At 42.8% G+C, this 21408-nt stretch carries 23 protein-coding genes; 11 read left to right on the top strand and 12 right to left on the bottom strand.

Features of this window, described 5'->3' with window-relative positions:
- Position 1 precedes the first annotated feature (1 nt).
- Positions 2 to 433 (bottom strand): hypothetical protein, encoded by a 432-nt coding sequence (locus tag P2W83_RS01565; RefSeq protein WP_276131921.1) that lies wholly within the window; start codon positions 431 to 433, stop codon positions 2 to 4.
- 381 nt (positions 434 to 814) lie between these two features.
- Entirely contained in the window at positions 815 to 2416 is a 1602-nt protein-coding gene (locus P2W83_RS01570; RefSeq protein ID WP_276131922.1) for a hypothetical protein, read from the bottom strand.
- A 931-nt stretch (positions 2417 to 3347) separates the two neighbouring features.
- On the opposite strand from P2W83_RS01570, the gene P2W83_RS01575 reads away from it, so the two are divergent.
- Entirely contained in the window at positions 3348 to 3569 is a 222-nt protein-coding gene (locus tag P2W83_RS01575; RefSeq protein WP_276131923.1) for a hypothetical protein, read from the top strand.
- A gap of 131 nt (positions 3570 to 3700) precedes the next feature.
- On the opposite strand, the gene P2W83_RS01580 is transcribed toward P2W83_RS01575, so the two are convergent.
- The 3 genes from P2W83_RS01580 to P2W83_RS01590 all read right to left on the bottom strand — a co-directional run bounded on the left by P2W83_RS01580 (position 3701) and on the right by P2W83_RS01590 (position 5817).
- Positions 3701 to 4351 carry a LuxR C-terminal-related transcriptional regulator gene (locus P2W83_RS01580; RefSeq protein WP_276131924.1) on the bottom strand — a complete coding sequence of 217 codons (651 nt, stop codon included), beginning with the start codon at positions 4349 to 4351 and terminating at the stop codon, positions 3701 to 3703.
- A gap of 285 nt (positions 4352 to 4636) precedes the next feature.
- On the bottom strand, positions 4637 to 4864 hold the full coding sequence (locus tag P2W83_RS01585) for a hypothetical protein (RefSeq protein WP_276131925.1): 228 nt from the start codon (positions 4862 to 4864) through the stop codon (positions 4637 to 4639).
- 137 nt (positions 4865 to 5001) lie between these two features.
- Complete coding sequence (locus P2W83_RS01590) at positions 5002 to 5817, bottom strand: T9SS type A sorting domain-containing protein (protein ID WP_276131926.1); 816 nt, start codon at positions 5815 to 5817, stop codon at positions 5002 to 5004.
- Between the two features lie 162 nt (positions 5818 to 5979).
- Here P2W83_RS01590 and P2W83_RS01595 point away from each other — a divergent pair, with 162 nt between their 5' ends.
- The gene (locus tag P2W83_RS01595; RefSeq protein ID WP_276131927.1) at positions 5980 to 6180 is read left to right on the top strand and encodes a helix-turn-helix domain-containing protein; all 201 of its coding nucleotides are present in this window, start codon (positions 5980 to 5982) and stop codon (positions 6178 to 6180) included.
- A gap of 43 nt (positions 6181 to 6223) precedes the next feature.
- On the opposite strand, the gene P2W83_RS01600 is transcribed toward P2W83_RS01595, so the two are convergent.
- The 5 genes from P2W83_RS01600 to P2W83_RS01620 all read right to left on the bottom strand — a co-directional run bounded on the left by P2W83_RS01600 (position 6224) and on the right by P2W83_RS01620 (position 11240).
- Positions 6224 to 6673 carry a hypothetical protein gene (locus tag P2W83_RS01600; protein ID WP_276131928.1) on the bottom strand — a complete coding sequence of 150 codons (450 nt, stop codon included), beginning with the start codon at positions 6671 to 6673 and terminating at the stop codon, positions 6224 to 6226.
- A 50-nt stretch (positions 6674 to 6723) separates the two neighbouring features.
- Positions 6724 to 7671, bottom strand: coding sequence for a DNA cytosine methyltransferase (locus P2W83_RS01605; RefSeq protein WP_276131929.1), 948 nt, complete (start codon positions 7669 to 7671; stop codon positions 6724 to 6726).
- Positions 7643 to 8572 (bottom strand): ParB N-terminal domain-containing protein, encoded by a 930-nt coding sequence (locus P2W83_RS01610; protein ID WP_276131930.1) that lies wholly within the window; start codon positions 8570 to 8572, stop codon positions 7643 to 7645. Before P2W83_RS01610 ends, P2W83_RS01605 begins: the two co-directional genes overlap by 29 nt.
- Before the next feature lie 82 nt (positions 8573 to 8654).
- Entirely contained in the window at positions 8655 to 9584 is a 930-nt protein-coding gene (locus tag P2W83_RS01615; RefSeq protein ID WP_276131931.1) for a hypothetical protein, read from the bottom strand.
- Between the two features lie 408 nt (positions 9585 to 9992).
- The gene (locus P2W83_RS01620; RefSeq protein ID WP_276131932.1) at positions 9993 to 11240 is read right to left on the bottom strand and encodes a tyrosine-type recombinase/integrase; all 1248 of its coding nucleotides are present in this window, start codon (positions 11238 to 11240) and stop codon (positions 9993 to 9995) included.
- A gap of 163 nt (positions 11241 to 11403) precedes the next feature.
- Between P2W83_RS01620 and P2W83_RS01625 the strand changes: the two genes are divergently transcribed.
- Positions 11404 to 12120: a hypothetical protein gene (locus P2W83_RS01625; RefSeq protein ID WP_276131933.1), complete on the top strand. Its 717-nt coding sequence runs from the start codon at positions 11404 to 11406 to the stop codon at positions 12118 to 12120.
- 309 nt (positions 12121 to 12429) lie between these two features.
- Positions 12430 to 12720 (top strand): hypothetical protein, encoded by a 291-nt coding sequence (locus tag P2W83_RS01630; protein WP_276131934.1) that lies wholly within the window; start codon positions 12430 to 12432, stop codon positions 12718 to 12720.
- A gap of 212 nt (positions 12721 to 12932) precedes the next feature.
- Here P2W83_RS01630 and P2W83_RS01635 read toward each other — a convergent pair whose 3' ends face one another.
- Positions 12933 to 13622, bottom strand: coding sequence for a terminase small subunit (locus P2W83_RS01635; RefSeq protein WP_276131935.1), 690 nt, complete (start codon positions 13620 to 13622; stop codon positions 12933 to 12935).
- 300 nt (positions 13623 to 13922) lie between these two features.
- Between P2W83_RS01635 and P2W83_RS01640 the strand changes: the two genes are divergently transcribed.
- From P2W83_RS01640 to P2W83_RS01655, 4 genes are all read left to right on the top strand, one after another.
- Entirely contained in the window at positions 13923 to 14426 is a 504-nt protein-coding gene (locus P2W83_RS01640; protein WP_276131936.1) for a hypothetical protein, read from the top strand.
- Positions 14427 to 14436: 10 nt separating this feature from the next.
- Positions 14437 to 14655, top strand: coding sequence for a helix-turn-helix domain-containing protein (locus tag P2W83_RS01645; protein ID WP_276131937.1), 219 nt, complete (start codon positions 14437 to 14439; stop codon positions 14653 to 14655).
- Positions 14656 to 14885: 230 nt separating this feature from the next.
- Complete coding sequence (locus P2W83_RS01650) at positions 14886 to 16100, top strand: molybdopterin-dependent oxidoreductase (RefSeq protein WP_276131938.1); 1215 nt, start codon at positions 14886 to 14888, stop codon at positions 16098 to 16100.
- Positions 16097 to 16453: a hypothetical protein gene (locus tag P2W83_RS01655; protein WP_276131939.1), complete on the top strand. Its 357-nt coding sequence runs from the start codon at positions 16097 to 16099 to the stop codon at positions 16451 to 16453. Before P2W83_RS01650 ends, P2W83_RS01655 begins: the two co-directional genes overlap by 4 nt.
- A gap of 191 nt (positions 16454 to 16644) precedes the next feature.
- Here P2W83_RS01655 and P2W83_RS01660 read toward each other — a convergent pair whose 3' ends face one another.
- On the bottom strand, positions 16645 to 16992 hold the full coding sequence (locus P2W83_RS01660; RefSeq protein ID WP_276131940.1) for a hypothetical protein: 348 nt from the start codon (positions 16990 to 16992) through the stop codon (positions 16645 to 16647).
- 242 nt (positions 16993 to 17234) lie between these two features.
- On the opposite strand from P2W83_RS01660, the gene P2W83_RS01665 reads away from it, so the two are divergent.
- From P2W83_RS01665 to P2W83_RS01675, 3 genes are all read left to right on the top strand, one after another.
- Positions 17235 to 17744 (top strand): hypothetical protein, encoded by a 510-nt coding sequence (locus P2W83_RS01665; RefSeq protein WP_276131941.1) that lies wholly within the window; start codon positions 17235 to 17237, stop codon positions 17742 to 17744.
- 300 nt (positions 17745 to 18044) lie between these two features.
- Entirely contained in the window at positions 18045 to 19619 is a 1575-nt protein-coding gene (locus P2W83_RS01670; protein ID WP_276131942.1) for a serine hydrolase, read from the top strand.
- A gap of 228 nt (positions 19620 to 19847) precedes the next feature.
- On the top strand, positions 19848 to 21254 hold the full coding sequence (locus P2W83_RS01675) for a S8 family peptidase (protein WP_276131943.1): 1407 nt from the start codon (positions 19848 to 19850) through the stop codon (positions 21252 to 21254).
- Positions 21255 to 21408: the final 154 nt, after the last annotated feature.

The raw sequence follows: 21408 nt of genomic DNA on the forward strand, positions 1-21408 counted from the left end.
ATTATTGGTTTTCTTTTATTTGTTTTATAAGGTTTCTAAATGCTATCTTCAACGGGAACCGTTTCGGATCTGTAATGAACTTTGCTGCATCTTCAAACGGGTCATAATGAACCACTTGTTGCGGAAGGTCAATTACGACTTGTGCTTCGAAAATATTGCCGGTCTGCATTGACCAAGTGCCATTAAGCGCCTCTACGACGCACTGGCCTAGAATAATTGCCACTTTCAACACAAATGCATCGCGTTCTTCATTAGTTGTCTTTTTCTGTTTAAAAAATTTGGACTTCTCCAGATTCAATAACACGAACTGATCAAAAGGTCCTGTTATCTTTTCAGTCACTCTGTATATCACCAATGCAGACAAAATTTTTGCTGGCACTACGACTTGTTTATTCTCTTGTTTCATTTTAATAAATTGTTGTTTAACGTCCATATTTTCTATAAATTTTATAAACCGAAGATGCATGAATACTGTGTCAACGATTGAGATTTTGATGTTTTTATTTTCCCTTCCCTAAGGCTTTAGATTAGCAGGAATTTCTTGATGTTGCACGAGTAAATCGTTCGCCGTTCACTTTTGCTATCTTCATTGTATTGTCTTTCGAAGATGCCAGATTCTAAACTGCCGGGACTTGTTTTGAGGAAGTTTTATTCTATTCCCTCACTTGTTTCATTCACATCGTTTGTCGGTGCTTAATACAGACCAAATAAGTTCATCTCCTTGTTGTATCATTGAATCATAAACTGAAGGTATAGGGAACAGGATTCCCGAGTCTTTGTTGGAGAAAGTATTTTCCAACTTCCCAACAGATAATTATTTACCGTGTACGACATACTTCTTCCCCTCTATATCAAGCGCGCATTCAAATCCGATAGACTGAAAGAACGCTTGTAACAGGTCAATCACGACACCAGCATCTTGTCGCTTGACGAGGAAAGAATCATGCTTTGGCAAACAGAATATGCCGAGCTCCTTAATAGACCGATACAGGTTATCAATAAAGATGTTGGACTCTTGTTTCTGAAGTTCTACAGCAAACGCTTCGGAACCATTCGTCCTTTTAAACCCATCGATATGGTTAACCACATTGGGAAACATTTCTTTGAGCCACTCTTTCTGGGGACTATGATATTTGAAACTTGCGAAGGCCAGCGCCATCATCAGGTCCTTTGCATCTTTGCGGTCTAGATTCAGCCTCTTCCCTATTTCATCATACAACATGCCCGAGGCACAAAACTGATAATACTTCCTGACGTCCTGATAAAGTTCATACAGACCTTCTCTTTTCATCCAGAATGCATGGATAGCAAACTGGCTATTCTTGAGGTCTATCTCAACCAAATCATTGTCTTCTTTTATTGTTTTAAGGACATGCCGGGAAATGCCGGTCAGATTATGGTCAAGCCGATTGTTGGTCTCATTCCGGTCAGCATAGAACATTCTGTTCTCTAACATTGCTGTTTGCCACTTGCAACAATCGAGAAAGCCCATTTGTTTCTCATTTATTAAGCTGTCGAGGTCATCAATATAAAACTTCCTTTTATCCTGAATAAGGGACAGCTGTCGGCTTCTACACAAATCCAAGGCTTTTTCCCTTGTAGTAAAGTATTCTGTACCGGTAATGTTATTTACGACCTCAAAACTCCAGGTCAGAACATCTTCATCAACCAGAAGATCCGCGCCCATGCCAGCCGCGTGCTGCTTAGCTATTGCCATGATTCTTTCTGGTTGATATGATAGTACGCAGAGGTCCTTAATGACCATCTCTTCATAAATACGGGAACCAAACAGACCTTTACCATCACCTCCTTTAAAAAAGCGGCCACTAATAGGTATGGGAACAGGAGAAGAATAAGAATTAGAATCTTCTATTTCTTTATCGTTATTACTATCTGTATTGGAATCATCCCTTTGAGGAAGATGATTCCAAGATGCATTAATACTATCTTTTCTTTTCTCCTTATAAGTAACAATCACAAATTCGCCGGCGAGCAGTTCCGGATTTATCCTGTAAGATTTACATTCTCCTTTTCTCTTCGAAGTCCCCGGCTCATATCTTTCATCACATTCAATGATTTTCCGGTGCTTTAGAGCCTTGAGGAAATCATTGTAATAGTCATGGTTAAAGGTCTTATTGAAGTAATTCTTAGACAAAGGAACGAATGCACTGAGAGTCCTATGTTCAGTCATTGCTTTATGACTGATGATATCAACAAGCTTCAGGCACTTGTTTGTCATTATGTTCGACAGCACCATTGCTTCGATTGCCTCCACCAGTTTTTTAGGAAGGACCAGGTCAACCTCGACCTTTATCTTAGCTTTTGACGTCTTTGTCGGCTCGGGGACCTTTGTTGCTTTTGCTGTATTCTGCGCGTCTGGTAGAACGTAAAGATTTTTATGTATGTAATTCTCCATCACTGTTTCTTTCCAGCGATGTTAGCTGCAACGGATTTCCGAGGACTAGATTTTGGAAGTTTTTCCCTGGCTTCCCAGCATCAGAGGTCAAATGACCTGTCGAAGGTCAACATTGACCTCTATAAAACTGGCATAAAGGCTGTTCGGTTCCCCGTTATCAAGCTTTTGCAATGATGACAGCACATTATATACTATGAGGAAACCAAAGCCGAAATTCAGCTTTAAATGAAAAGTGTCAAGATTGACAGGGGATTTTATCTCAATATGTCGGCTTAGTAACGATACATGCTACGTTCTACGTATATCAATGAAGGGAGGAAATCTTATTCACCAAAGCCTGGAGAAACTGGGTGTCTAAGGCCTTCGTTGAATTGCCGATTGGGTCTATAATTCGATAATCTCGCTCCTCATCGAACTCAACGATCAAATTCCGGTCCTCAAAACTGACATGAAACTGATGAATATAACCGAGGCGTATAAACTTAGCATCGAGCTCAAAATCCTTGTTGTTGTGCCGGAACGATAAAGTGAACTTCTCTTCCATTGATGGTGCAAGTTCCGAAAAAGTTCAGAAAACTGGATAATGTCCTCACATGGCAGACACGCTATTCATCAACCTCATTATGTTTAAACACTATGAAGCGAAAGCGCCAGACCCGCAAAAAAAGTCAATAAAAGAAGTAGGATTATAATCCCTTTGAAAGTTGGATTCGAGTACCTCAGCTTCATTCCTAAGAAACTGAACTCCCAGTTCTCGGTGCTATCTCGTTTGTTGTCCATGTCAAAAACGCATTGGGGTTTGATGAAATCATTTGGTGCTATTTACATTATACCAACAAGTTCAAAAAAAGCAAACTCCTCCGATATTAAACCGACCACTTACCGAAAGGTCACATTATATATTTTCGTATTTTTGTGAAAAATGTACTATATGACAAACAAACAATTGGGCTCCCTCATTATCTTTTGCACCGTTCTCGTTATCGTGGTTGTAGCATTATCAACGCTAATCAACAAGGCGAGTAATGACAAAGTTTTGGCATACTTCACTGGCAACTTAGAAATCGATAGTGACCAAAATGAAAAGAAAGTTACCGAAGTAAAAGGCTTTGCTGCCCACATCAACAACTCTACTACGAGTGAACATCGCTAGTGGGTATTTTGAGAAGAAAGGTAGCACACGAGAGAGCTTTTTGATAGCCCTACAAAGGTCCCCCCACCTGTCCAAAAAATAAAAGGGAGACTCTTTCAAGTCCCCCCACCTTGATGCCTGCCATTAATTTGTTAGTTCACAGAGACGATTCCTGATCTGATTGCCTCCATGACAAGGTCAGTTCTATTCCTGACGCCGAATTTTTCAAACAAAAGGTCCCTAATTGAATCTACTCCACGGACGCTAATTTCAAGCTTCTCGGCAATCTCCACATAGTTGGCAGAAGTCACACAATGATTCAGAAATTCAACCTGCCTGGTTGTTAACCTCGGTACCGAAATTTCTCTGTTTTTAATGGCTGAAAACCGCTTCTCTTTGGCTATCGGTGAATAATAGAACTTATTTTTCTTGACGGTGCCTATTGCGTCTATCAGTTGTTTCACGGAGGCATTCCGGCCAATAAATCCATTTACCTTCTGAAAAATCAGCACATCAATAGTGTATTGGCTGTACGCTGAAACCACGACAAGAAGTCTCATCCTTGGCCAGCGAGATTTCAAATCCCGTATCAATTTGTAGGAGTTCGGAATGCTAAAGTCTATTATGCAAACCGATGGTCGGAGCTTTGACTTTGACAGCTGATTGATGAATTTGTCATTCGTAGTTGCTTTCGCAGCCACTTGGACTGTATCTGAAACCTCCAATGCAGTAACCAGGCTGTCCAAGAGCAGCATGTCCTTCATCGCCAAACCGACGATGATTTTTATATCCTTGAGGGCCATTCTATCGATTTTATGTGGTTAAGGATGACAGGACAAGGTGAACACAATATATTGATTATTAACTATAAAGCCACGCTTTATAGACAAATCCGGCGAAAGCCAACAATAGAAAGAAAACCCAGAATATAACTCTCTGTCTATCGTTCGCTTTCTGATACCATGCAATTATCAAGAACGGTATCGCCACGGCCGTAATCGCCAATAGACCAAACATGATTGCAATAATGATCCTGTCTGCCAATGTTGCATTAGGCTTCCCTCCCTTGTCAAATGGATTCAGTGCGCTCATGCTCCTTCCTTTTGATTGAATCCAATATAGATGCCCTGATCATTTAGCCCTCTATTACGTAGCTCATGACGCATCATTGTGGTGGCATCCAGTTCTCCGCTTAGGAATTTGACCAGCAACTTCGTACTCGTCATTCCAAAGGCAAAAATCGGGTTCTCTTCATCGGGCATTGTTCCATTGATTGCCGCTTCGTTCCACCCTTTGATTTGTTCTTTCGTTACCATTGTTTATTCGATTTATAGCGAGTTTAACAGGAAAAGGAACAAGCTGGCTCAGGGGAAATGCTAAAAATTGCAAGTGAATTGCAAAGAAAAAGGGAGCAAATTTGCTCCCTCCATATTTCCGTAAAACAGCCTTCAATTTATGGCACCACTATCATCCGTTTAGCTTCTGATCTTTGACCATTGCTCCTTAAACTGTAGTAATAAACGCCACTGGTAAAACTGGAATTATCTAGACGAATGCTGTTAAAGGTTCCATCAACTTGAAAACTCTTAACTATTTGACCATTTGTATTATAAACATCAATCTGACCTTCCCTAGTACCAACCGGCAATTCATACTTAATTTCCACGTTGCCATTTGATGGGTTTGGTATTGGCTCGCCTAATGAACCACCATTTCCTGGCTGAAGCACTTTACCTAATCCCAGGCCATTTCCACATTTATCACAAGGTATTGAGCCTGGCAGCGCATAAACCTCCCATTTATTCGGGATTTTCTGTACAAGCAACTTGTAGTCATTCCCAGTAGTGAATATGTTATGGTCACTAGTAGAATCAATCGTATAGAGTGTCCCGCCGTTTTCGCTCAAAACGATCATTTTAGGTATAACTCCGCTCGTGGCGGGACTGAAACGTACCAACAGTTCAACTGCAGCATCGAGGTTAAAAAGTCTTTCAGAAATATAGCTATGAGACCAGGTAGAATATCCAGCTGGCAGTGTAACATTAATTGTCTTCCAGATTGAATGGTCAAGATTATACAGACGAACTTGGTTCGCCTGCAGGTCGCGTAAAGCATACTTGTGTCCCGATATTTCAAGTCTGATGACTTGTAGGTCATTATCATTGGCGTTCCCACCATTATTGACCGGGTAAGATTTTTCTAACGTAATCTGTGCGGAAAGATTGAATGCCGCAAATAAACTCAACGCCGTAACGATGTACTTTTTCATAAAATGGTTTAGATAGTGAAACGCCTACTCTAAACAGTTTTCGGCTGCCCTGTAAGTCGAAAATAGCCCAAAAAACAATATTGAGGCAAATTTGCCTCAATATAAACGTTACGCGTTCTTTCATTTTGTCCCGTGGGCAACTATTATAAGAACACGGACATCATGCTGAAGTTTGGGAAACGGGTCAGGGAGATTCGTGAGAAGAAAGGTATTTCCCAGCAGGAGCTTGCCCACCTATGCCAATTAGAGTATAGTCAAATCAACAGGATAGAACTTGGCAAAATAAACACCAGCATTTCCCATGTCTTTCTTTTAGCTGAAAACCTGGAAGTTTCAATACAGGAACTGCTTAAGTTCAAATAAAAAGCCCCGGCGATCGCCAGGGCTTTAAAATGAAAACACAAACCTACATCATCACATTGCTATTGTCCAGTAGCAGTCTAGTTGGCAGTTTTATTATAAATGTTTCTTTGTTGCCGAAACTGCGCATATAGCTTTTGCTGGCGTATACGTCCAGTAAGTATTTCAATTTCTTCGTTGCTATGTAGGCTTTCCGAATGCCGAAATCAAGCAACATCAGCGGTGCTTTGCTTCTGTAAGCAATCCCAATTCTTACATTGCCATTGCACGTGGTCATCACTTCAAATTCAATGTACTTACCGTAATCTCTTTCGATTTCCCGATACTCTCTCAGGCGTCTGCGCTTCTGCATCGGGTCATCCAGGTAATCAGCAGGATAACCAAACAGCTCGATTTCTAGTTCCTCGTCACTTTCAGGTTTTGCCAGTAGCTGGCGGATCATTTCATCGACAATCTGATCGGGATTCAGCTCCGATTTTGTGTTCTCTTGTTCCATTAATCTTTAAATAGCTTAAGAAACGGCAAACCTGGTTGCTCCGACACCTTTTATTTCCAAGTCGGTGATTTATACAACACCTCATCCTTGAGATGACCGAAGATTGCTTTGGCCAATGATGGAGGCAGAGCGTTACCAGGCAGGCTTTTTTGCCACACAATCGGCAGATGGTCCAGGCAATAGTGCTCCATCTCAACGAGCTTTAGTCTTTCTGCAGACCTAAACTGCCGTCGATTCCCATTTTCAAATGTCCAGGTATCATCGTGGGCTGTTAAAGTCACAAACATTTGAGTGTCCGAGGACTTATATCGCTTGACGGATTGCCCGCTTGCGAAGCCATCCAGGTATGGGAACAGTGCCTTAAAAGAAACCTTTGAATAATCAGGCACACTGGGAGCGGGAAACGAAGGCATTATATCAAGATCTTTGCGAACGCCTATCACAATCAGCCGCTTCCTAATTTGACGCGCACCATATTCACTCGCATCCAGCACAGCGCTAATAACGATATAATCCTTCATTGAGCGTAGACGCATTTCAAATTCTGCCATTAGCCATCTATTTTTCACATCATCAACTCCATCTACGTTTTCAATAACGAACGTAGCCGGATGAATTTCGTCAATGAGGCGTAGCTGGTCAACGAAACAATAGGCATCAGGTGATAACGACATGTCGTAATTGTTCGACCGCGAAATGGCTTTACAACTTGATGTTGAGAGGACACAATCTATTCCATCCATAATAAGTTCACCTTGCCCGTTTTCAACTATGTACTCGTAGACGTTTTTGCCTGTAAGTTGCGTAGCATCAGCAACGAGATACAGTCCCTCGTCGTTGTGCTGGAAAAATACGTCAGCACACGTTGGCTGTATGTCGCAGGAAAATATATTTTTCCACCCTGCTCGTTCTGCACCAACCTCACCGCATCTAAGGCCTGAATAAAACCCTATCAATATGGGGATACGTTTAATTTTTAAACCAATCGATTTTTTCATTTTTACCTCCTTGTTTATTAACGTTTAAAAATTCCAGGCAGCGTCTGAAGTCAACACCCATAAGATGCAAGCTTCCAATTCCTGGTATTTGAATTATATAATGAAAGGTTTCACCATGGTCGGGACTTGAAGGGCTGAAAATCGCTTCGCCTAATGCGCTCCCATCGAGATAAGCCATAACAATCTCACCTTCCCACGCAAGAACAATCTCCCCGTATCCCTCCACGACCAGAGAAATACTACTAAAACGTACGACTGAAAGTATCGGTCCCGGTTCAGGCGTATCGTCTTCCGCATTATAAGACTTAGGCTTTTGAGGACCTTTGAGCTTATTGTTAGCATCTTTCACTTCTGCTTGGTTAGCTAAATTGAGCGCATACTCATTTGTAACTTCACCTCTATCAACTTTTTCCAAAAGCTCCGGGTCATGCTTGTAAATTCTGCATATCGACGAATACGTACCTACCGAAACGCCGAGCAGATAAGCAATCTTGTCTCTTGAATTATTACCTGGAATTTCGTCGTAGAAAGATTTTCCTTTCCCTTCATCCCAAAAATCTTCAATATATTGTCCACAGACGGCGACCGCATATTTCAGCTTTTTCAATCGCCGTCCATATAGATTTATTAGCCTTAGTATATCTTCCTCATCAACGTCATCAATGACTACGACCTCGATTTCCTCCAATCCCATCTTATGAGCTACCTCTACATATACCCAATTGGAAAGCACTCGACCGTCTTTGGTCGCTAAAACCTGGTCAGACAAACCGAAATGCCTATAAGTACCTATCTCATACACGTCGGTACCTACAATTTGCATTAGTTCATAAAACGGGTGATATTTAAGGTTTGCAATACCCCGTTGTTCTTTCCTGATGCTATAAACATGTTTTTCCATTTGCTAAAAGTTTCAGCAAAGGGACGAACCAACGCAGTACGCTTTCAATACTTAATTAAAAAAAGTACTAAAATAGTAGTGGCTATTCTTCTAAAAATGGAAGTGGAATTCGGGCGGTATTTTCCCCTATTCTCTTTCGATTGGGGGACATTCCTATAGCAATGGAATGAAACTGACATGGCTTAGGTTCATTTGTATCGATGTCCGTGTAACAAAAGTACTGCGCTAAAAATTTTTGTGTATTTACCTTCGTCCCCAGTATAATCTTTGCATCATGTAAGCGCAAAAACACGTCGGCCAGCAAATTTTGTTGTGACTGAAAAACAACTCTATCACTAACATCTTGCCCCTTAAGTAATAACGCCAAATTTGCCTGGTCTTGGGTTCGAAAGTAGCTTTTTAAAGATTGCAATATTTTCTCAGGATAACCATCTCGTATTATAAGCTTAGATGAAGCTGTCACGACAACGTCTTCTTTATCTTGCATACTGATAACCAATTTGGCTTCTGCAACACCCGTGGCCACCTCTCTTAAAATCTGTGCAACTTCATAATCTTTTCGAAGCATCCATACATTGTTGTGATTTACGAGAAAGTGGTGTAAGAAGTGGGACAAAACCAAATCCAATCCGTTTTTGAACATATAATATGCTGACGCTTGGGCTGACCACTTACTAAAAGGCTTTAAAGTTGTATGAAATTTTCCAGAGGGATGGTCCTCTAATGCTTCTTGAGTTGAAAAAATGTACTTGCTCTCAATCGCCTTTTGTTTCTCGTCAAGAACCTCGTTCCTTTTTACCAAAAAATCTGGCTCTGCTTCTATTCCTTCCCAAAGACTTTTATAAATTTCATCTACGCCAGCCGTACTGGATATAGTACCCGATATTCCGTCTGCACTCAGTCTATCCAATTGGGATTCCAGTTCGTCCAATACGGATTGAGCATTATTGTGCATAATGCTTCTTAATCTCCAGCTATTAGCTTCCAAATCCTTTAGATGCCACAAATCCATCGGAACAAATTAAGACAAATGTCAATTTTGACATGGTATTTCCACAAATATACCGAATGGAGCTCTATGTTTGACTCTTCGTGGCATTCAGATTTGCATACACGTGGAAACAGAAACTTTATTCATCGCGGTTGTTATTCGGACGTTACAACGACACTGGACTATACATTTTAAAAATCTCAAAGCACACCTCATAAATATCGACACCAGTTGTTTCACATACTTGAAAACATTGACGCAGCAATTCGTTCCTTAAACACGCCTCATCATTTGTATACGTATTTTGTCTGGTTTGAACATTGAGGTAATACTCGAACGGTGTGTCAGGATGGAAGTTCAGGTCTTATGCAGCTAACTGCGCAAAGAAACTCTTTACATCTTCGATTGTTTCGATTTTGTTCTCCATAATTATTCATTTGAAAAGTCTAGCAGATTATCAGATATTTTTTTGTACTTATTCAGCGGTAGCGTCTTCATGTAATGCTCAGTTACCCGCGTTGATGAGTGGCCCATGGAGTCCTTAATCATCGAGGTATCGAACCCATCAATATTCAGCTTTGTCGCGAAAGAGTGCCTTGCCAAGTTGGTTATCAGGTTTACTTCAAAACCAAGTTCCTCTCCTATTTCACGTAGTGACCTGTTCAGGCATCTTGCAAAAACGTCTTTACGATGTTTCCTTTCTATATCTGATTTAGAACCCCTAAAACAAGGGAAGAGGTAATCATCGGTATTAGGGTCACCCCATCGTTGCAATATCTCCTTAGCCATAGGATGGAGGTAAACGATGATCTCTTCGACGTCAGCTTTAGTCTCACTCGTCTTGGAACGAACAAACCTTATCACATCACCTTTCAGATTTTCCCCTTTTAGACTCAGCGCATCCTTGATGTTCATGCCTGATGATAAGTACAGGAAGAACCAGTAATCTTTAGCACGCTTCTGCCCGTAAACATTGGTTTGGAAGGTCAATAGTTGCTTGATTTGTTCGGGATATATCACATCCTTGGACTTTGATGTCGTGCCGATCTTGTATTCCTTGAACGGATATAAACCAACCGGCACCACTCCAGCCTTGATTGCCCTATTGTATATATGTCTCAGGCTTCTCAAATGGATTTGAACAGTTGCTTTTGAATTGCCTCCTTTCATGTACCATGCCTTGAATGCCTTTAACCAGGCAACGTCTACGTCTTCAATGCAAGGGTTCTTCCTGAACTTGCAGAACACTTTCAGGGCCTCCTCATAAAAACTTTTACTTCCGGCATTATCTTCAGCAATTAGTTCATCGATCTTATCCTGAAACAGAGTTGATAACTGCGATTTACCTCCGGTCTGAAGAGAAGCTTCAGACTTGAATAGCTTGATAAACTTGGCCTTATTGGCATTCGGATAGTCCTTGAGAATGGTCTTGGCCTTCTCCAGGTACTTATCAATCTCATCCTTTAAAATCTTTGCTTCCTTCGGCATCCCACCTTTCCCAGCTATTGCTTTATCAAATACATCCTGCGTACTGTACAGCTTCAGACCAACCCTGAACTGTTGCCCTTTTATATTAACCGTGAGCTTGACAGGCCAAAGAGGACTGTTAGCCATTGGTGTCCTCATATCCAGGAACGGATAGACGCTGCCGGGTTTCGTATTATCTGTCTTCGCCATTGCTATATTACTATATAGCGAGTGTAGCAGATACCGACGACAAAAAGAGCTGGTTCGCAGATTTTAGCGTTTGTACCACGAGAACTGTTGCTGAGATGTAATATCTAAAAAATCAATATGGCAGTATATCTTTATGTCATCATGTGATATAAAATCTACCAAAATGCTGGGAGTAATAATCGTTCTTATGTTGATAAGTCCGCTCATCATATACATTCTGGGTGGCATTGTTGGAACTACTCGGAAAGTAGTTATAAACGCGGCGGATGAGTTAACGAAACCAGCAAAAGGCCGGTATAATACCGCTGAGGTAAATTTGCTATCATTTTTATCCGACAGCAAGACCTATAAGTTTTACTTTCAAATGAGACTTGAAAACTCCGAAAGATATTTGATGTTAGGTCACCTATCAGAATCGTATGATATTTCAACATACAAGTCAACCTATATAATTGTTCCCCATCATTTGGACAGAGTTTTACAAAGAGAATTGCCAGAAATTTATAGCAATGAGACCATACGTGGCGAAAGCCTATTCAAACTGCTGAAGTTTCTTTTAAACCAAACTAAAATAATCAAGTACACCGACTATCCTAAAGACAAGAACTATCACTTCAAATTTACGGAGCCTCACAATTCAGCAAAAAAATATGACGATTCATATATCCAAAAGCTCTTTGACACGGTCGAAAATTTCAGAAATATATACTCCGATTATAGTATGACTAAGCTCGGCTATCAAAGCAATTATTTAAAGCTAATTAAAGAGCATAATTGGGAGTATAATGAAATTTCGTGGCCTAAAGGATGGAAGATTGAGTATGATACCCGCGAATATAGAATAGCATCTGAAAGTTTAATGGACACACTTTATAGGTAGACGATTGAAACTAATCTGGTGTCAAAAAATTGCACTAAAAATTGCACTAAACTAATGTTTGCTTTAAGGTTAGAAAACGACAAATACATAAATATTGATCATCAAAAAGCATTCATTTTCAATCAATAGAGTGAAATCTTAGTGAGACTCAAAATCTGGTTTTCGCAAGAGAGTGCAGGTTCGATTCCTGTTCTGGGCACCATTTTAAACCCGCTCTCTGAGCGGGTTTTGCTTTTTACCCATACGGTAGTATAGAACCGTCCTTAACTATCGAACGATATTTCCATGCATGATTTATCTTTGATATGTATGACTCGATTTGTAATTGCATTGATTTTTGCTATTCTTTATCTCATCTTGGGAAATGTTTTTGCAGTTAGGGGAATGCAAAACACATCAAATGAATTTTTTAATTCACCGCTAATTGAAATATTATTTGCACCATATACTTTTGTTGGTGGCATGTCGGCTTTCGCAGGTTGGGATTGGCTTTCATTCGTTCTCGAAAGCCTAATTTTTGTAATCACAATACCTTTTTTCTATTTTTTATTGGTCGTCAGTAGCCATATTCGCAATAGGCTGAAGAAAAGTAAGTTGTAACTAAATGCGAGTTACGCTATTTTTTTTCCTTGACCGAAGCAGTTCAGCACATAAAATATTTTCCCGCTTATTCTTCTTTTCCTCGGTCAGACCGCTTAGTTCACAAATACGCCTCAAAATGGTCATTAACTGGTTCGATATTGTTCCAGTTAGGGGCGCCTTGAAAAGGAGTTACGATGGTAGCTTCTTTTTTATGGGCATTCACGCCAGCCTCATATCTGCCGGACGGTTCGTAACCCACGGGTTTGTTGCGTTTTGTTGTTTTCTGCGGGAAATCGCGGTGTATTAAGATACGGGGCCGGAGGCACTACCTGCGGTTCTATGGCGGGCTTTTCTATTTTATTGTTTGTTACCGGCACATAGATAGCTGCCGGAACCTTTACAGGCTGCTTTGTTGTGTTTTGTTGCGTTTTATCTTTTTCACGGGCAGGCGGTATGAGTTCCGTTTCATTTTGTGCACGCGGTAGCTCACCAGTTTCTGTAGCCTGGTTTTGTGCCGTTGCACGATAGCTGCCATCCATGCGGTTGTCCATGTCTATTGCCTTCAGCCTTTCTTTAAGGGTGGGCACCATTACAGGTACGCGCTGACCTTCTATATGATCAGGAGGTGGTTGTTCCATCCATTTGCCTTCGGCTATCTGCGCCAGCAGCTCACGCTTTCGCTGCACGGTCAGCAGCTCGGCCACGTATTTTTCTTTTAGCTCCTGCCGCGCTTCTTCCAGCATCCGCTCCTGCGCCTCTGTAATCGCTGCTGATACTTCGGGATTCTTCATCAGCCTGTTGGCTGCCGACTCGATAGAACGGGGATTTTCATTTTGAGGTCTGTAGGCCGTTTTATAGGCCTCGCATTTGTTGCCGTGCCGCAGCAGCTCGCACACAAAGCTGTGTTGATTCATGTTCATGATGATAGTTTTTAAAATCCCCTCTCCGGCTTTAGCGACCGGGAAAGAGGCGGTTTATAATAATAACAAAGTTACAATATTTTATTGATACTTCAAAAACGATCTTCATGCCATCGAAGCTTAGGTGATGGGAACCGGTGGACGGATCTTCCTATATCGTTGTTGGTGAAGAACACTAACAACGGCGAAATCCAGCGGAAAAGGAAATTCAATCATTTATCGAAAAACATTAAAAAATACTTGTTTTTCGTTTAAATGGCTGATACATTTGCCTCTCAAAAAATTGCATAAACAGCTTTTATGAAGAAAGACCTTGGAAAGGGTGTCGCCTTTGCCCTGATCTACGTATCACTGATTTTACTTCTCACTCGTTGGAACTTTAAAATAATTGAGGCACTAGCGATAATTAACCTGGTTATCATGTCCTTCACTTTACTGGCCCGACGAAACATAAGGTTTAAGGCATATTTCACGAGTAATTATAATTTCTTCACCAGCAAGGTTCGCCACAAGAAGGAATTTGACCTGCCTAAATACATCCTGTTCGATAAAATGGCAGAGGTTTTAACAGAAGCTGGCTTTAATGTGCGCTACGCAGATAAGTCAACAGGAACATTGTTTGCTACTTCGCGAATGACACTCTATTCCTGGGGAGAGAATATCTATATCGATTTGACTGAAGTTGATGGCTTGACAAAACTTGATTTCTGCTCGGCCTGCATTTTTGGCTTCGTTTCTTATGGCAAAAACGAAAAGAATTACGATCGTTTGATGAACACGTTCGAAGAATCATTAACCATTTAACATCCCGACTATGCCAATAATCGTAAACCTGGATGTAATGATGGCACGCCGAAAAATGAGTCTCACAGAATTGTCTGAAAAGGTTGGTGTTTCCATTGTCAACCTTTCCATCCTGAAACAGAGCAAAGGAAAGGCAATTAGGTTCTCTACTTTGGAAGCCATTTGTAACACACTTAATTGCCAGCCTGGAGATATTCTCGAGTATCAGTATGCTGTTGTTGAAAGCTAATTGCTATTAAAAAAATAATGAAAACCCGCAACAGTTTCTCAGCTGTCCTGAGTTTGCAATTAAGGACGTTCTGAAATCAGCCCGGCAGCTCCACCTTCAGCAGCCTTTGACTTACTGGCTCAAGCGAGGACATATCTTCCTATATCGTTGCTGGTGAAGAACACCAACAACGGCGGGAACGGCGGAAAAGGTGCTTTTTTGTTTGTATTTTGTCAGCTGTTTTAGTCCCAATGAAGCACGCAGCACTCACATTACTTGCAATAATAATACTATCAGCACTCCAGGGGTGTGGCCCCGAGGCGAAGCCTGTTGATTATGCAAAAGAAGAGCAGCGGATACATGATTCCATCGAAAATCAAATGGTAGTCACGCCGGGGAAGAAACCGTTGCGCCTGCTTACCGAACGCCCTTATAATCTTGAAACACCCCTCAAGTATTTCCAGCTCGATCTGACCCCCAATGATGTCTTCTTTATTCGCTGGCATTTGCCTACACCGCCGGAGGCGGTAAGCGAGGACACATTCAGGCTGCGTATCCACGGCAATACAAGCAGGCCACTTGCGCTCAGCATGCACGACCTCAGAACGAAGTTCACTCCCTACAAAATGGTGGCAGTTTGTGCCTGCTCTGGCAATGCCCGCAGCCTGTTCAAGCCCGGGGTACCCGGGGCACAATGGGTAAACGGTGGCATGGGCAATGCTGAATGGACAGGTGTAAAGCTCAAAGACATACTTGCTATGGCAGGTGCCAGGCCGGGCTCAAAGTTCGTTTCTTTCAACGGCCTCGACCAGCCTGTGTTCCCCTCTACTCCCGATTTTGTGAAGTCACTGGAATATAGCCATGCCATAGGCGGCGAAGTAATGGTAGCCTATGAGATGAATGGCGAACCGCTCCCGTTGCTAAACGGGTATCCGTTAAAATTGGTAGTGCCCGGATGGTATGCCACTTACTGGGTAAAAATGTTGAGCGACATCACTGTTCACAGGGATTCTTTTAAAGGCTTTTGGATGGACAAGGCCTATTTGGTACCCCGCAACAGTCGTAACGGAAATGAACAACCGAAGGCACTGGCCAAAGACATGGTGCCCATTAATAAACTGGACGTGCGCTCCATATTTGTTTCGCCCGACTCCGGTACGATACTGCGACCCGGCAGAACCTACGAATTGCAGGGGCTGGCAATGGACGATGGTACCGGCATAGTTAAAGTAGAGATCAGCAACAATAAGGGTAAGACCTGGACCGAGGCAAAACTTGACCCTTCTTTAGGCAAATACTCCTGGCGGCGTTGGAGGTATAACTTCACCCCGTCGGTTGTTGGACCTGTTGAATTTGTGGTAAAGGCTACCAATGCCGCAGGCGATACGCAACCCTGGCACCAGTGGAACAGGAGTGGTTATATGAGGAACGAAATTGAATCACTGACCTTAACCGTAGCAAAATGAGTGTACGGTATTTCACCTTGTCGGTAATTGTTTTTCTGCTGGTAATCTGTGCGTGCAAGGACCAACAGACCGCACCTGCAGAAATACCGGCCCCGCCACCAGAGCCAATCGACATTGAATCTGTACAGACGGTACTGCCACAGGCAGGCAACGTTGCTTTGATCGAAGCCAATTGCGTGCCGTGCCATTCGTTGCGTTATATCGAGATGCAACCCCAGCTATCGTATAAAGCCTGGGAGAAAATAGTGAACAAGATGATAACAGCATACGGAGCACCGATAAGAGACTCTGTTACCAAGCAGGATATTATCAATTACCTCTACGCTATCAAAGGCAATAAGGAGGAGCATTAGGCGCAGGATCCGGTTTTCGCGGGGAGTGTAGGGTCGATTCCTGTTCTGGGCATCATCCTAGCACCATGATGGCGGAAATGCTACAATAGTTAATTCTGGGCAATCGTATTTCAAATGCCGGTCAGAGACCGGCTGATCTATTCAGACACGGGTCGTCCTGCGGAAGACCCGCGCCAGTTGGTGTAGCTGTTTCAATCTTTAACCTCCTTTCCATTGCACTCTTGATAATATATCACCGTATCTCGCCCACTCCTTACAATGATATGACGTAAAGTTCCTGGGGTTTTTATTAATAAATCCCCCACAGTCAGAGCATGAAAAGCATCGATATTATTAACTGAATGGACTGATTTTTCATCAAGAACTACCTTGGGAATATCTCGGTCATTCGAATCGATAAATTTACTAGTCACTATACCTGTGTAACTCTGCAATGGGACGTTCTTTCTAATCCAATCTTCACAATCATTCCGATCAAGGATGTAGAATCCAATCGGAAATATTGCCACAACAAGATATGGAGCTATTTTCTTTATCATTTAGCCGACATTTTTCCATCGTTATTGGTATCCTTTCATTACACGACAGAAATTCAAAATACAAAATACAAAAACATTCTGGCCTCTCGACCAGGTGACCCGATGCCTTTGTGAAGATTCCGCAGACCTTCGCTGTAGTTGGTGAAGATCACCAACAACAGCGGCAGTTAATAAATCTGATCAATCCATCCAGCTATCCTAAATTTGCAACTCAGGACTTAGCGATATAACTTGGTACCATTGTGACTGCTGTAGAATTTGAAGAAAGACTAAAACGAAGGACACGTTTTGAGAGGTATTATTATTATCTCTTGTGTCTTGCAATTACAGGCACAAGCTTCTACATTTTATGGCAAATCCGGACACGACCACAGTTTTTAAATCGGTGGTTGGCGATGGGTACCTTTTGTTTCTTTCTCGGAATATACGGCTTATTTAAGCTATCCAATAGATATAAGATCATTTCAGTTGCAAGTGATAAATCACTTCCTCAAAAGAAAGTAATTATAGAGCGGCTCCTTTCAGAGCTCAGCATACAAGTAGTTCCTGACGAAAACTATTATTCATTCACGCACCGAAGGAAGTGGTGGGGCTCACCTTTTGACGTTCATTTGTTCTATGACGAACAAATTGTTAGCTTCAGCATTCAGGGGAAAGACTACTCGGATGGAGGCTTTCTTGATCTGGGAGAAACAGAACGATTGAGGAAGAAAATTGCAAAGAAGTTAAAAGAGCATTTAGAAGCCGCCTAAGATTTCCCCACTGTCCTGGGCTTGCATCTCAGGACTAAAAGCAACGACGCTTCCCCTCTGGTTTTATGCCGTTTTATGCCGTTGTTGGTGTTCTTCACCAACAACGATGTGGGTCACTAATAATTGCAATAATAAAGCTTAAATCGTCCCCTATCCTCTCATAAATCCCACTATGTAGTAATAGTCGGGGCATATTGTTCCAATCGCTTCCGAGAGGGCCATTGCGTTAATACTGCTACTACGTCAATCTTTATACTTCATTTATATCTTATTACATTTAGATGAAAATCAAAACCAACTATGCGCCAGGTTTTTTTCCTGTTTCTTTTACTATTGTCATTTACGCATATCCAGGCACAGCCTATTACAAGTGTGGGTATAGATTCGCTTGTGGAGCGGACACTTAAAGCCTTTGATGTGCCCGGCATTGCTGTTGCGGTGGTCAAGGACGGGAAACTGGTACATTCAAAGGGGTATGGCGTGCGCAGCCTGAAAACCGGGAAGCCTGTAGATGAAAATACCATGTTTTGCATAGCGAGCAACAGTAAGGCTTTTACGGCGGCGGCGCTGGCTATATTGGTTGATGAAGGAAAGATCAAATGGGACGATAAAGTAAGGGAGTATATACCTGAGTTCATGATGTACGACCCTTACGTTACTGAGGCATTTACTATACGCGACCTGCTCACCCACAGGAGCGGTTTAGGTCTCGGCGCCGGCGACCTGATGATGTTCCCGGATTCAAGCAATTTTACCGTCAACGACATCATACACAACCTGAGATACCTTAAACCGGTATCTGGTTTCCGGTCTAAGTACGACTACGATAATAACCTTTATGTGGTGGCCGGGGAAGTGGTTGCAAGGGTGAGCGGAAAAAGCTGGGGCGAGTTTGTAGAACAAAGGATATTTGAGCCATTGGGCATGTCCGGCTCAGCTTCTTCGTTTGCCGGTCTGAAAAATAAAACCAATGTGGTTGATCCGCATTCTAAAGTAAACGGGACCGTGCAGGTGATACGCAGAAACCAGATCCCTGTTGCCCAGGCTGCGGGCGGGATCTATTCCAACATCAGCGAGCTGAGTAAATGGGTGACCCTGCAACTGGCACATGGCAAACTCGGTAACGGAAAACGGTTATTCTCAGAAACCGTTCATGAAGAAATGTGGACACCTCAAACCATAGTGCCGGCCGGTGCCCCGGGGCGTTACAACACTCATTTCGCGGCGTATGGTTTAGGATTCTTCATCAACGATGTAAAGGGGTACAAACAATTAAGTCATACAGGGGGCATAGATGGCATGGTGACACAAATAACAATGCTGCCTGAACTCGGATTGGGCATCATTGTGCTCACCAACCAGGAAGAAGGAAGCGCATTCCGTGCCATTACCAACCAAATCAAGGACAGCTACCTTGGCCTCAACGGCACAGACCATGTGGCAGAGCTCGCGGCCAAAAGACGTGACGCGCTGAAAAAAGCAACCGGTATTACAGATTCCATTTGGCGCATGGTTGATGCTGCTAGCAAAACAACTCAGCCGGACTTCAACCAGGTTGCGGGAACTTATGAGGACCCCTGGTTTGGTGAGGTTACGATTAAAATGAAAAACGGTAAACCCTGGTTTGAATCGGCCCGCTCTCCATTTATCTCTGGTGAATTATTGTACCTGAAGGGCAATACCTATGTTGCGCGGTGGACAAAGCGCAATATGGATGCCGATGCGTATGTGAACTTTGTATTAGACGAAGCGGGTAAAGCTAAGGGAATGACGATGCATGCAATATCGCCGCTTACAGATTTTAGTTACGACTTTCATGATCTTGATTTTAAAAGGAAAGAGATAAAAAGCGAGGAGCCGCAAAGAAAGATATAGCGATACTATCATCGCGATCTTCCGCCGCTGCTGAGTTTATTATAAGCACTTGGCAAATAGTCTATAACGCCGGGGCTCTTGTTAGAGTCCCGGCGCTTACGTTTTATAGAACCAGCCGGTCGAGCCTGCAGAGCTTTTAAAGGTGTGCAAAGCCAACAATACTTGGGTCTAAAGACCCTGTAAATTCGCTTAGAACCCGCCTGTATTTATTATCTAAACAAACATCACATGAAACTATCAGCATTACTATTGAGTTTTATTGCACTCGCCCTGGTAACCGTTACCGGTTGCCGCAAAGAACCTAAGCCAGACCAAACCGATGTTGTGAAGAATACTACCGGCAACGAAGACGAGCCTAGCTTTAAACGCACAATACCCGTTGGCGCATCAGTGGCCAACGAAGTGATAATGAAATTTAAAAGCGATGTGTCTGATGATATAAAGCAAAGTATCTTCCGTGCTTTGGGCGCCGAAGTGAAGGAGCATATCGTAACGGCTGCCATGGAACATTCGGGCGATAAAGACGGGATCTACTTCCTGCATGTGCCTGTTTCCGTCGAGGAAGCCATAGCACGTTTGAAACAGCAGGATGGCGTGGCCTATGCCGAGCCTAATTTCATATATACATATGGGGCTGTTTCCAACGACCCCTATTACACCGGCGGATCGCTATGGGGTATGTATGGTGCATCCTCATCACCCGCCAATCAGTATGGCTGCCATGCGGCCGCTGCGTGGCTGGAGGGACATACAGGCTCTTCATCGGTAGTGGTGGGTATTATTGATGAAGGCATCTTTAAAGACCATGAAGACCTGAAAGCCAACTGCTGGGTAAATCCATACGAAACTGTAAACGGCAAAGACGACGATGGCAATGGATATAAAGACGATGTGAACGGATGGAATTTTGTTGGCAACAACAACCAGATATACGAATTGAGGCGCGATGACCATGGCACACACGTAGCAGGCACCATTGGTGGCATTGGCGGCAACGGTAAGGGTGTGGCAGGCGTTTGCTGGAATGTAAAAATGATCTCGGCCAAGTTCCTGGGCCAGAACGGGGGTACCCTGGCCGACGCGGTAAAGGCGGTAGATTATATCACTGACATGAAGACAAGACACAATATGCGTATTGTGGCTACCAACAACTCCTGGGGTGGCGGCGGTTATTCGCAAGCTCTGAAAGATGCTATCGATAGGGCCAATGAAGCCAATATCTTATTTGTTGCGGCGGCAGGCAATAGCAGCTCCGATAACGATGTCTCTGCCAGTTACCCATCGAACTACAACAGCAGTAATGTGATAGCAGTGGCTGCTATTACGTCCACGGGGACGCTCGCCTATTTCTCCAGTTATGGCGCTACGCAGGTAGACCTTGGGGCTCCGGGTTCAGCGGTGTTTTCCAGCGTACCTACCGTTGTAGGAAAGAATGCTAAATCGGCTTATGCCTCATACAGTGGTACTTCAATGGCTACCCCGCATGTAACAGGTGCGGCTGCATTGTATGCTTCCACCCACCCTGCTGCTACGGCCGCTGATATTAAAGCCGCCATACTGGGTAATGTAAAACCGACATCGTCGCTGGCAGGAAAATGTGTTAGTGGTGGCAGGTTGAATGTAACAGGGTTTTAGGGCGAGACAAATATTTCATCTGCTTGCTGCATTACCTGGCCTAAAAACAGCCATTCGCATTAAAACATTTATTCTATTTGGACAAATAATGTTGTTTCAAAGTATTAATTCCTTGTTTTAAGCTCAATTTAAGATTGAGAATCTTAGTATTGTG

It is taken from the genome of Polluticoccus soli, from assembly GCF_029269745.1.
GTDB lineage: Bacteria > Bacteroidota > Bacteroidia > Chitinophagales > Chitinophagaceae > Polluticoccus > Polluticoccus soli.